Here is an 11828-nt window from a genome sequence, read left to right as displayed (position 1 = left end):
CCATCCGGCTGGCGCGTGCTCGTGGATTTTTTCGGGTATGAAGGCCGTCATGAGCGAAAGATCCGGCATCGTCGGTCGAATCCGTGCCCGTTCCGGTATCGGACGGCTGGTCCTCATCGTTGTCGGCCTGGTGCTCGTTCTCGCTGTCGTCGGACTGGTCGGCGGCTGGCGGCCCTCGTTGTCCAATCCCTTCGGCAAGGAAACGGTGGACCGCAGTTCACCCGCTGTGCTGCGCTCGCTGGAGGACCTCAGTGCCTACCATGCGGCCAGTGCTCATTTCGAGGTCGTCGTTGATCTCGAGGACGACACCAGGTTCATTCCGTCGGCGCTGCGTGGTGAGCGGACGTTGTTCGTCGGTGTCGGCGCCGTTGATTCGGTGGTTGATTTCGGAAAGCTCAACTCCGGTGCGGTCACCGTTTCGCAGGACAGGCGGACGGTGTCCGTCCGTCTCCCCAAGCCCGTCCTGTCCGAACCGGTGATCGACCCGAAGCACAGTTATGTCGTTGCGCGGCAGAAAGGCGTGCTGGACCGCATCGGCGGTTTTCTCACCGGTAGCGAAAGCGATGACCAGCAGCTCTACGTGGTTGCCGCGGGCAGGATGACGCAGGCCGCGCAGGCCGACGGCTCCGTCCTGACCCTCGCCGAACGCAACACCGCCAGCATGCTGCGAGGGCTGTTCGGCGCGCTCGGTTTCACGATCATCAACATCACCTACGAGGACGCGAAATGATGGCTGCGGGCAGCCTGCAGGTCGGGTCCACCGGGCTTTTCGGTGAACAGCCGGGGAGCGAACCATTCGGTGATCAGCGTCAGGGGGCGTCCGGTCAACATCCCACGCATCCGGTAGGTCCGGGCCGGCACCCGCGACTGTCCGTCGATACCCGGGCCGAGATGGGCGGCGAAGTCCCCCGCCGGGAGCAGCCCCCAGGCCCGCAGCTCGCGAACGACCGGTAGGGCGGCTCGGACGAGCAGTTTGCCGATGGGCTCCTCGGTCTCCGCGAGCCCGCGGGTGACGTCGACCGGAAGTCTGTTGACCACCGCGAGGACGCTCGCCGTGCCGTAGGTGACGCCGTCGTCACCAGTCAGCAGCACCTCGCGGATCAACAGGTCGTCCCCGGTCTCGCAGTCGAGGTCGCGTATCCCGATATCCGAGTACGTCTCGGTGTCCCCGAACGCGAGGTCGGGGTGGGACGGGTCTCCTGCAGCGCGGTCCTGATCGGCCGACGGGTCCAGCGGGATCCGCTGTTGCCGGCGGACTCGGACGGTGAGGATCTCCAATGCCGTTGTGGTCAGGCCGTCACCTCGTAGGACCAGTTGTTCGATCCAACCGAGACCCGGTGTCGCTTCGACGGTGGGGGATGTATCGGGCGGAGCTGAAAGAACCGATCTTTCGTGCATGCTTGACCACCTTCTGCTGGCGATGGTCATGGTTCAGCATTCGACCATGATGTCGAAAGTATCTTAAACCTGTCGAAACAGGTCATCTCGGTAAGGTCACCCGGAGGGGTCGGCGTCGTCGGTGGTTGCGGCGGCGTTGTCCGTTCAATCGTGTGGTGTCCGGGGTGATGGTGAGCAGCCTGTGTGACCATTGCCACTATGGGCATCATTGCGGTCGCCCGGGGTGTGGGGGTCTCGTGTAGGAAAGGGAGACCGAAGGTGGCGCCGGTCTTGCGGCGGGCGGTCTGGATGGAGACAGATGATCGAAGTCGATCGACTGACAAAGCGCTACGGTTCGACTGTCGCCGTGGCCGACCTCTCGTTTCGGGTCCTTCCCGGCCGGGTCACCGGTTTTCTGGGGCCGAACGGCGCGGGAAAGTCGACGACGATGCGGGCTGTCATCGGCCTGGACCGGCCGACAGCGGGTGAGATCAGGGTGAACGGCCGGCCCTACGGTTCGATCCGCCGTCCGCTGCTCGAGGTCGGCGCGCTGCTCGACGCGCGTGCCGTGCACGGTGGTCGGAGCGCCTTTAACCATCTACTGTGTATCGCGCGCAGCAACGGTATCGCCGCGTCCCGGGTGGGTGCCGTCCTGGAGACGGTGGGGCTGACGGGTGTCGCGGGGCGACGGGTCCGGACATTCTCGCTCGGAATGTTCCAGCGCCTCGGTGTCGCCGCCGCGCTGCTCGGCAATCCGGGTGTACTCCTGTTCGACGAACCGGTGAACGGCCTTGATCCCGAAGGTATCCGGTGGATCCGAGCCCTGATGAAACAGCTGGCGTCCGAAGGACGGACCGTCCTGGTCTCCAGCCACCTGATGAGCGAGATGGCCCTGACCGCGGACCACCTTGTGGTGATCGGGCGGGGCCGGCTCGTCGCGGACGCAAGCGTCTCCGATCTTCTGTCCACCAGCTCACGCAACCGGGTCCGGGTACGTTCCCCGCAGGCGGAGCAGCTGTCGGTGCTGCTGCGGCAGGGCAACGCGAGCGTGCAGCTCGGGCCGGACGGTGCCCTGGAGGTCCTGGGCATGGACGCGCCCGCGGTGGGGGAGCTTGCCGCGGCGGCAGGAGTCGTCCTGCACGAACTGTCCTCCCAGCGGGCGTCCCTGGAGGAGGCCTTCATGGACCTGACCCGGGATGCGGTCGATTACCGGACCGAGCCCGCGACCGTCGAACCGAGGATCTGACCCATGTCCCTGCAGCCCGAGCCGGACCCAATCGAAGATGTCCCGGCGGACAGCGGCCCGGTCGCCGGTGTCCCGGTCGAGCAGACCTCCTCGCCTACCGTTGCGGGCGGCCGATGGTTCGGCCGCCCGGCCGTGGACGCCTTCGGCAACGCGGTGCGGTCCGAGTGGACCAAACTCTGGACTGTCCGGTCGACGTACTGGACCCTCACCGCCGCCTTCGTCATCACGATCGGCCTGGCGGCGCTCGTGTGCGCCATGACCGCGAGGGAACACGGGGACATCGGCGGAGAGCCGGCCGCAATGAGCCTCACCGGCATCTTCATGGCCCAGATCGCGGTGGGGGTTCTCGGTGTCCTTGTGATCAGCTCCGAGTACGGCAGCGGGATGATCCGGACGACCTTCGCCGCTGTACCGGACCGTCTGGTCGTGCTTGCGGCCAAGGCCGTGATCTTCGCGTTCGTGGTGACGGTGGGCTCGTTCGTCGCCTGCCTGGCCGCCTTCGTGCTCGGTCAGTGGTTGCTGAGCCCGACCGGCCGGCAGGCGTCCCTGGGCGACGCCGGGATGATCCGAATCATCCTCGGTGCCACCGCCTACCTCACCCTGATCGGACTGATCGCCCTCGGGCTCGGGGGGCTGATCCGCCATACCGCCGGAGCCCTCGGCGTCCTGTTCGGCCTCATGGTCGTGCTGCAGATCGTGACCCAGTTCTTTCCGGTGGATCTGCAGGAGCGTGTCGTGCCGTACCTGCCCGGGACGATGGCGGTCTCGATCATTACCGTGAGTCCCCCGTCGATGAGCCTGTCCGCCGGGGCCAGCGTCGCGGTCCTCGGTGTCTACGCGGTGGTCGCGTTGCTCCTCGCTTTCTGGTCGATGGTCCTGCGCGATGCCTGACGACCGGTCGCTTCGGGCCTGACCGCCGGTCGCTTCGGGCCTGACCGCCGGTCGCTCGGCCACGGGTGCGTCGAGCGGGATGCCGCTACGTGCGGTCGTTCGGGCGCCGACGACGTCCGCCGGTGGGCATGCCGCCGGGTCGGACGGTCACATCGCCCGGGGAGGGTGATCCGGCTTCGCGCGCGAGCGCTCCGCCTCGCCGAGTCCAGGCGGTGAGGCCACCGTCGAGCACGTGGACGTCGCGCAGGCCCGCTCCTGCATGCCCGAGGCAGGCGGGATCCGGGTTCGTGCCGGCCGTGGCGGGAACCGGACTGCTTCTATTGCCGTTCATAAGTCTGAGCTTGCTAGACTCAATAACCATGAGGTGATCCAAACCCAGCGGTGTCGAGATTCGACAGAATCGGCCGGGGTGGGGATCGCACCCGAAGGGAGTAGCCATGAGCACCTACCTGTGGGACCCGTTTGCCGCGTTCGGGCGTCTGGACCGGGAGTTCGACGAGATCGTCCGTCGTTCCTGGGGTGGCCGTGACCGGGCCCGAACGGTCCGCGTGGGTTTCGCCCCGCCGGCCGATGTGGTCACCGAGGGGGATGACATCGTTGTCCACCTCGAGCTTCCCGGTGTCGACGTGGAGAAAGACGTCGCCGTCGAACTGGAGCGCGGTCGGCTCGTCGTTCGCGGGGAGCGCACCGGAACCCGCCAGGACGACAGCCATGGCATCGTCCTGCGGGAACGTCGACACGGCGTGTTCCACCGTGAGTTCAGCCTGCCGGACGGGGTGGGCGCCGACCAGATCTCGGCGACCTACGACCACGGTGTCCTGTCGCTGCGGCTTGCCGGTGCGATAGCGGCCGGACGCGGCGCCCGCATCCCGGTGGCCCCTGGCGCACCCGCGGTCCTGGAGGGCTCCGGGTCGTCGGATGCCGCTGCGCCGGCGGCCGGTCAGGCGCCGGCGGTGGAGGGGAACCCGGCTCACTGATCCCCGAGGTGGTTGTGTCCCCGGCGCTGTCCGGGGACACAACCACCGGTGAAGGAGGTCCGTTCGTCAGCCGCCCGGCTTCGCCTCCGCTGTCTTGGCGGTGCCCGCCCTGCGCCCCCGGGCGGTGGGCCGGGGAGTCGACGGTGGAGGGACCATCGGGCCGATGTCGCCGTCCGGTGCCTGGTCGAGGTCGACGACCACCGGCGCGTGGTCGGAGGTGCCCGTGCCCTTGCGTGCCTGGCGGTCCACCCACACCGCCCGTACCCGTTCGGCCACGGGAGCGCTGGCCAGGGTGAGGTCGATGCGCAGGCCCATGTTCTTCGGGAACATCAGTGCCCGGTAGTCCCAGTAGGTGTAGACCTGCTCGTCGGGCCAACGCTCGCGCATGACATCCACCAGGCCGAGGTCGTACAGCTCCCGCAGTTCCTGCCGTTCGGCGTCGGTGACGTGGGTAGCGCCGACGAAGTCGGCCGGGTCCCAGACGTCGGCATCGGTGGGAGCGATGTTGAAGTCGCCGCAGGCGAGCACGGGTACGGTCGTTAACGCCTCCTCCAGGCAGGTGCGCAGCGCGGCGAGCCAGGTGAGTTTGTAGGCGTAGTGCGGGTCGTCGACGGCGCGTCCGTTCGGGACGTACAGCGACCAGACCCGGATGCCGGCGCAGGTCGCGGCGAGCGCCCGCGGCTCCGGTTCGGGGAACCCCGGACCGTCCACCAGCCCCCGTTCCACGTCGTCGAGCCCGGTCCGGGACAGGATCGCGACGCCGTTCCAGCGTCCGTCGCCGTGGTGGGCGACGGTGTAGCCGCGCCGGAAGAGGTCCTCGTCGAAGAGCTCGAGGAAGGCGTCGTCGGACAGTTTGGTCTCCTGCAGGCAGACAACGTCCGGCTGGACCCGGTCCAGCCATTCGATCAGACGGGCCTGCCGCGCCTTCGCCGAGTTGATGTTCCATGTCGCCAGTCGCACACCACGAGACGTTAGTCGCGCCCCGCGGCGACCGGTGGCGGGTGGTGTCCCCAAACGGACTGTTGTTGACCGGCTCGACTCGAGCGGAATGCCACCTTCCGGGAGATACCGTCGCCGAAGATCGGCAGCGCGCCGAACGCCCGGAGCGAGACCGTCAAGGGTCTGACTGACGAAGGTTTCACAGATGCAGCTGTCGTGCGATTTGCAGATCGTGGCCGTTTTCCTACCCTCGGTAGGAGAAAATCCTGTCGCATCTGAACCTGCCCGCCCTCCGCGCCCGCGGCGCCCGCGGCGCCCGCGGCGACCCGCCGTTGACCCAATCCGCGACGGCCAGCGTGGTCCGGCCGGTGGGAACGTTGTGGGAGGTGAGGCCCGACCGTTCGGTGACGGGGCCGCCGCACGGGAGTCGAACATCACCCCGACACTGCACTGATCCTCCCCACGCGGGACCGCTCCACGGCGCGAAGATCGGAACGGGTGGACCGGCAAGCCCGCCGGAGGCCCAGGGGAATCAGGAGCCGGCCAAAGGCGGCGCGATCGTTGTTCGTGGCGCCGCCGGAGGCCCAGGGGAATCAGGAGCCGGCCAAAGGCGGCGCGATCGTTGTTCGTGGCGCCGCCGGAGGCCCAGGGGAATCAGGAGAGCCGCGATGACGGACGGCGCCGTGCCGCCGGGGATCGTCGTGGGGGTGGACGGTTCGCCCGGTTCCGTCGAGGCGTTGCGGTGGGCCCGGCACGCCGCTGCCCTGCACGGGCGGTCGGTGACAGCCGTGCTGGCATGGACCGCGGACGGCCAACCCGGACTCGTCCACCGCCGGGCCCACGCCATCGATCGTGACGGGCTGACCGCGGCCGCGGCCGAGGTCCTGGAGTCGGTGGTGGCCGGTGTCCCGGTTTTCCACCCGCAGGGCGAGGTCGTCCGGCGGGTGGTCCACGGACCGGCCGTGCTCGCCCTGCTCCAGGAGTCGCGCTGCGCGCTGATGGTCGTGGTGGGCGCGCGGGACAACGCCATGTCCCGCCGGGCGCTCGGCGGGGTGGTGGGCCATGCCGTCGTCCACCATGCTCCGGTCCCGGTCGTCGCCGTACGCGGACGGGGTTTCGGCGTTGCGGGCGATCGCCGTCCGGTGACCGTCGGGGTGGACGGGTCGGCCTCGTCCGTCGCCGCCCTGCGTTGGGCGGCTCGCGAGGCGGTGTACCGGGACGTGCCGTTGCGCGTCGTGCACGCGCTGGCGGTCGCGGCAACGCCCTATCCGGACTTTCTCGCCCTGGTCGGTCCGGCTCTGGTCGACCACGCGAACGACGTGCTCGACGACGCGCTGGCCGCGGGCCTGCGTGACGCTCCGCGGCAGCTGTGTGTCAGCAGCGAGGTGGTGGTCGACTCCGCTGCCCGGGCACTGCTGCTGGAGTCCACGACGTCACAGTTGGTGGTGGTCGGCGCACGTGGTCACGGTGGCTTCGCCGAGCTGCTCCTCGGTTCCGTGGGCGACCAGTGCGTCCGGCATGCGGCCTGCCCGGTCGCGGTCGTTCACCTGCCCGGGTAGCTCACATCTCACAACTGGTCGACTCACAATTGGTCGACTCACAACTGGTCGACGGCGGTGACGTGCAGGACGGCGGTTCCGGCCTCGTCGCAGGCGCCGAGGTCGACCTCGGCGCTGATACCCCAGTCGTGGTCGCCGGCCGGATCGTCGAAGATCTGACGCAGGGTCCAGCGCCCGGGTTCGACCTTGATGATGAGCAGTCCCGGGCCGCGGGCGTCCGGGCCGGTGCCGATCTCGCCGTGGAGGTCGAAGTACGGCTCGAGGGCGTCGGCCCATCGGTCGGCGTCCCAGCCCGCGTCGGCGTCGAGTGCACCGAGATCGTCGTAGCGTCGCAGGGCTGCCAACTCCACTCGGCGGAACAGCGCGTTGCGGACGAGTACCCGGAACGCGCGGGTGTTGGCGGTCACCGCGGGCGGCTGTTCGGCGATCGCGGCGGTCGCCGCGTCCGGTGTCGGGTTGCGTAGCTGCTCCCACTCGTCCAGCAGGCTCGAGTCGACCTGGCGGACCAGTTCCCCGAGCCATTCGGTCAGGTCGGCCAGCTCCTCCGTCCGGGCGTCCTCGGGCACGGTGTGTCGTAGCGCCTTGTAGGCGTCGGCCAGGTAACGCAGCAGCAGGCCCTCGGAGCGGGCCAGGCCGTAGAAGCCGATGTACTCGACGAAGGTCATGGCCCGCTCGTACATGTCCCGGGCCACCGATTTGGGAGCGAGCTCGTGGTCGTCGACCCACGGATGGCCCCGCCGGTATATCGCGAGGGCGGCGCTGAGCAGTTCGTCCAGGGGCTTGGGGTAGGTGACCTCGTCGAGCAGTTCCAGACGCCGCTCGTATTCGACGCCGTCGGCCTTCATCTGGGCGACGGCCTCACCGCGGGCCTTGAACTGCTGCGCGGACAGAACCTGGCGCGGGTTGTCCAGCGTGGCCTCGATGACCGACAGGGCGTCCAGTGGGTAGCCGGGCGCGTTCCGGTCGAGGAGCTCGAGCGCGGCGAGGGCGAAGGGCGACAACGGCTGGTTGAGGGCGAAGTTGAACTGCAGGTCGACGGTTACCCGCACGCTGCGTCCCGCCTCGTCCGGGACCGGAAGTTTCTCCACGACTCCGGCGGCCAGCAGCGCCCGGTAGATGGCGATGGCCCGGCGGATGTGGCGGCGCTGGGCCGGACGGTCCTCGTGGTTGTCCGTGAGCAGGTGGCGCATGCCGGCGAAGGCGTTACCGGGCCGGTTGATCACATTGAGCAGCATGGAGTGACTGACGGTGAAGCTCGATGTCAGTGGTTCGGGTTCGGCGGCGACGAGCCGCTCGAACGTCGGCGTGCCCCAGGACACGAACCCCTCCGGGGGCTTCCTGCGGACGATCTTTCGCCGCTTCTTCGGGTCGTCGCCGGCCTTGGCCAGCGCGCGTTCGTTCTCCACCGTGTGCTCGGGCGCCTGCACGACGACGGTGCCGACCGTGTCGTAACCGGCCCGGCCGGCCCGGCCGGCGATCTGGTGGAACTCCCGGGCGCTGAGGTGACGGGTCCGGGTTCCGTCGTACTTGGACAGGGCGGTGAACACGACCGTGCGGATCGGCACGTTGATCCCGACCCCGAGGGTATCGGTGCCACAGATGATCTTCAGGAGGCCTTCCTGGGCGAGTAGTTCCACCAGCCGCCGGTACTTGGGCAGCATCCCGGCGTGGTGGACGCCGATGCCGTGGCGGACCAGACGGGACAGGGTCCGACCGAACCCGGCGGTGAACCGGAAACCGCCGATCATCTCGGCGATGGCGTCCTTCTCCGCACGGCTGCACACGTTGATGCTCATGAGCGACTGCGCCCGTTCCAACGCCGACGCCTGGGTGAAGTGGACGACGTAGATGGGCGCCTGGTGGGTGGTGAGAAGCTCCTCCAGCGTTTCGTGCAGCGGGGTGGTCACGTAATGGTGGAACAGCGGCACCGGGCGCTCGGCGGAGCGGACGACCGCGGTGGAACGGCCGGTCCGCCGGGTCAGGTCCTCCTCGAACCGGCGTACGTCACCCAGGGTCGCCGACATGAGAACGAACTGTGCGCGGGGGAGTTCCAGTAGCGGCACCTGCCATGCCCAGCCACGGTCCGGCTCGGCGTAGAAGTGGAACTCGTCCATCACCACCTGGCCGACGTCGGCGCCGGCTCCGTCCCGCAGGGCGATGTTGGCGAGGATCTCGGCGGTGCAGCAGATGACCGGGGCGGTCTCGTTGACGCTCGCGTCCCCGGTCATCATCCCGACGCGTCCCGCGCCGAACGTCGCGCACAGGGCGAAGAACTTCTCCGACACCAGCGCCTTGATGGGCGCGGTGTAGAAGCTGCGCTGTCCGTGAGCCATGGCGGCGAAATGGGCGCCGGTCGCCACGAGGCTCTTCCCGGAACCGGTCGGGGTGGCGAGGATGACGTTGGAACCGGACACCACCTCGATCAGCGCCTCCTGCTGGGCCGGGTAGAGCGTGAGGCCCTGCTCCCCGGCCCAGGCGGTGAAGGCGTCGAAGAGATCGTCGGGTTCGGGCTTTTCGGGCAGCAGGTCGGCGAGCGTCATGGTAGGTCCGATGGTGCCTGACAGATCGCCTGACCGTGGCGTGGCGCCCGGTCAGCCCGCTTCGGTGACCTGACCGGCATCGACCCGCCACCGGCGGGTGGTGTGGACCGCCGTCAGCATCCGCCGGTCGTGGGTGACCAGGACCAGCGTCCCGGTGTAGTCGGCCAGGGCGGCCTCCAGCTGTTCGATCGCGGGCAGGTCGAGATGGTTCGTCGGTTCGTCCAGCACCAGCAGGTTGACCCCGCGTGCCTGCAGCAGGGCCAGCGCCGCCCGGGTGCGTTCACCGGGCGACAGGGTGGACGCGGCCCGCCCCACGTGGTCCGAGCGAAGCCCGAACTTGGCCAGCAGGGTGCGCAGGTCGGCGGTGACCAGATCGGGCAGCAGCCGGGCGAAGACGTCCAGCACCGTGCCTTCTCCCGCGAACAGCCCGCGGGCCTGGTCGACCTCGCCGACCATGACCCCCGGTCCGAGTGACGCCCGGCCCGCGTCGAGCGGCAGCCGGCCGAGCATCGCCGCGAGCAGCGTGGACTTGCCGGACCCGTTCGGCCCGGTGATGGCGACCCGGTCGGCCCGGTCGAGCTGCGCGGTCACCGGGCCCAAGGTGAACCCGGGGCGGTGGACGACCATGTCGGTGAGCACCGCGACAACGGCGCCGGCCCGCGGGGCCGCGGCGATCTGCATCCGCAGCTCCCACTCCTTGCGTGGTTCGGCGACCACATCCAGGCGTTCGATCATGCGTTCGGTCTGGCGGACCTTCGCCGCCTGCTTCTCGGACGCCTCGGCGCGGAGCTTTCGGCCGATCTTGTCGTTGTCGGTGGACTTGCGCCGGGCGTTGCGCACACCCTTGTCCATCCAGGTCCGCTGGGTCTGCGCCCGTTCGGTCAGCGAGCCGCGCCGGTCGGCGTACTGCTCGTAGGCTTCGCGGGCGTGCCGCCGGGCCACCTCACGCTCGTCCAGATAGGCCTGGTAGCCGCCGTCGAAGAAGCCAACCTGCTGTTGCGCGAGGTCTAGTTCGAGGACGCCGGTGACGGTGCGGGCGAGGAACTCCCGATCGTGGCTGACCACCACGACACCGGCCCGAAGTCCCGTGACGAACTCCTCGAGGCGGGCCAGGCCGTCCAGGTCGAGGTCGTTGGTGGGTTCGTCGAGCAGGAAGACGTCGAACCTGCTCAGCAGCAGGGCGGCCAACCCGGCCCGGGCCGCCTGGCCGCCGGACAGGGCCGTCATCCGCGCGTCCAGGTCGGTGGCGAGCCCTACATCGGCCGCGACCGTGGCCGCGCGCTCGTCGAAGTCGGCACAACCCAGGGCCAGCCAGTGCTCCAGTGCCTCGGCGTATCCGTCGTCCGAGCCCGGCTCCTGTCGGGACAGCGCATCGGAGGCCCCGTCGAGCCGGTGCTGCGCGTCGGTGACGCCCGTACGCCGGGCCAGGAAGGCCCGCGTGGTTTCGCCGGGCCGGCGGTCGGGTTCCTGCGCAAGATAGCCCACCGAGGCGGTCGGCGGGCTGAGCCGCACGGTGCCGTGTTCGGGTCGGGTGAGGCCGGCGAGCATCCGCAGCAGCGTGGACTTGCCCGCGCCGTTCACCCCGACCAGCCCGACCACCTCACCCGGGCCGAGTATCAGGTCCAGCTGGTTGAACAGCTGCCGCCCGCCGTATCCGGCGGCGAGGTCCTTGGCGACGAGTGTGGCGCTCACAGACGAACGTTACCGGCACCGCTGAACGAATCCGGTCAGGACGGTCCGCCTCCGGCCGTGGTCATCCGACTTTGACGTTTTCTGTCGGTGGCCGACGGTAGCGTTTGCGCATCCGTCACGCCGAATGCAACGGCATGTCACAATCAGTAAGGAGAAAAGTGGTGGCTGGTATCGCACGCCTGGCAGCAATCTCGCTGGACTGCTCCGAGCCCCATCCGCTGGCCCGGTTCTACGCCGAGTTGACCGGCGGCGAGATCGCCTTCAGCAGTGAGAACTTCGTCGCGGTCAAAGGGCCAGCCGTCTGGATCACCGCGCAACGGGTCCCGGACCATCGACCCCCGACGTGGCCCACGGGCGGTATCCCGCAACAGGTGCACATCGAGTTCGCGGTCGAGGATCTCGACGCGGCACAGGCTCAGGCGATTGCCATCGGCGCACGACCCGCCGACGAGCAGCCGTCCCCGGACCGATGGCGTGTGCTCCTCGACCCGGAGGGACACCCGTTCTGCCTGACGACTCTCGTGCCGTCGACCTGACGGCGGACGGGCCGAGGGGTGATCTGGCACGTGGGTGGCACGGGCGGGCCGGCTGGGGCTCGCCCGTGCCC

The 11828-nt window shown here is 69.2% G+C and carries 11 protein-coding genes; 6 read left to right on the top strand and 5 right to left on the bottom strand.

What is annotated here, in order from left to right:
- Positions 1–49 precede the first annotated feature (49 nt).
- Complete coding sequence (locus NBW77_RS08265; RefSeq protein ID WP_242605701.1) at positions 50–730, top strand: DUF4230 domain-containing protein; 681 nt, start codon at positions 50–52, stop codon at positions 728–730.
- Here the strand turns inward: NBW77_RS08265 and NBW77_RS08260 are convergent.
- Positions 712–1398, bottom strand: a complete 687-nt coding sequence (locus NBW77_RS08260) for a chorismate--pyruvate lyase family protein (RefSeq protein ID WP_242605702.1) — start codon at positions 1396–1398, stop codon at positions 712–714. The two genes, NBW77_RS08265 and NBW77_RS08260, sit on opposite strands and share 19 nt — an antisense overlap.
- A 298-nt stretch (positions 1399–1696) precedes the next feature.
- Between NBW77_RS08260 and NBW77_RS08255 the strand changes: the two genes are divergently transcribed.
- Together NBW77_RS08255 and NBW77_RS08250 are read left to right on the top strand one after the other, a co-directional pair.
- Entirely contained in the window at positions 1697–2623 is a 927-nt protein-coding gene (locus NBW77_RS08255) for an ABC transporter ATP-binding protein (protein ID WP_131746105.1), read from the top strand.
- Positions 2624–2626: 3 nt separating this feature from the next.
- A complete protein-coding gene (locus tag NBW77_RS08250; protein WP_131746106.1) occupies positions 2627–3514 on the top strand; it encodes an ABC transporter permease in 888 nt (295 codons plus the stop codon).
- 85 nt (positions 3515–3599) lie between these two features.
- Here the strand turns inward: NBW77_RS08250 and NBW77_RS08245 are convergent, their stop codons facing one another.
- Entirely contained in the window at positions 3600–3875 is a 276-nt protein-coding gene (locus tag NBW77_RS08245) for a hypothetical protein (protein WP_131746107.1), read from the bottom strand.
- 76 nt (positions 3876–3951) lie between these two features.
- Here NBW77_RS08245 and NBW77_RS08240 point away from each other — a divergent pair, with 76 nt between their 5' ends.
- Positions 3952–4491 carry an Hsp20/alpha crystallin family protein gene (locus NBW77_RS08240; protein ID WP_131746108.1) on the top strand — a complete coding sequence of 180 codons (540 nt, stop codon included), beginning with the start codon at positions 3952–3954 and terminating at the stop codon, positions 4489–4491.
- Between the two features lie 66 nt (positions 4492–4557).
- Here NBW77_RS08240 and NBW77_RS08235 read toward each other — a convergent pair whose 3' ends face one another.
- On the bottom strand, positions 4558–5451 hold the full coding sequence (locus NBW77_RS08235; protein WP_131746109.1) for an exodeoxyribonuclease III: 894 nt from the start codon (positions 5449–5451) through the stop codon (positions 4558–4560).
- Between the two features lie 647 nt (positions 5452–6098).
- Here NBW77_RS08235 and NBW77_RS08230 point away from each other — a divergent pair.
- A complete protein-coding gene (locus tag NBW77_RS08230) occupies positions 6099–6989 on the top strand; it encodes a universal stress protein (RefSeq protein WP_131746110.1) in 891 nt (296 codons plus the stop codon).
- 38 nt (positions 6990–7027) lie between these two features.
- Here NBW77_RS08230 and NBW77_RS08225 read toward each other — a convergent pair whose 3' ends face one another.
- Positions 7028–9529: a DEAD/DEAH box helicase gene (locus NBW77_RS08225; RefSeq protein ID WP_250279513.1), complete on the bottom strand. Its 2502-nt coding sequence runs from the start codon at positions 9527–9529 to the stop codon at positions 7028–7030.
- Between the two features lie 51 nt (positions 9530–9580).
- A complete protein-coding gene (locus tag NBW77_RS08220; protein ID WP_250279512.1) occupies positions 9581–11221 on the bottom strand; it encodes an ABC-F family ATP-binding cassette domain-containing protein in 1641 nt (546 codons plus the stop codon).
- Positions 11222–11382: 161 nt separating this feature from the next.
- Between NBW77_RS08220 and NBW77_RS08215 the strand changes: the two genes are divergently transcribed.
- A complete protein-coding gene (locus NBW77_RS08215; protein ID WP_131746112.1) occupies positions 11383–11757 on the top strand; it encodes a VOC family protein in 375 nt (124 codons plus the stop codon).
- Positions 11758–11828 lie beyond the last annotated feature (71 nt).

It is taken from the genome of Frankia sp. Cppng1_Ct_nod (assembly GCF_920656135.1).
Taxonomy (GTDB): domain Bacteria; phylum Actinomycetota; class Actinomycetes; order Frankiales; family Frankiaceae; genus Protofrankia; species Protofrankia meridionalis.
This window is presented reverse-complemented; position numbering and strand designations above follow the sequence as displayed.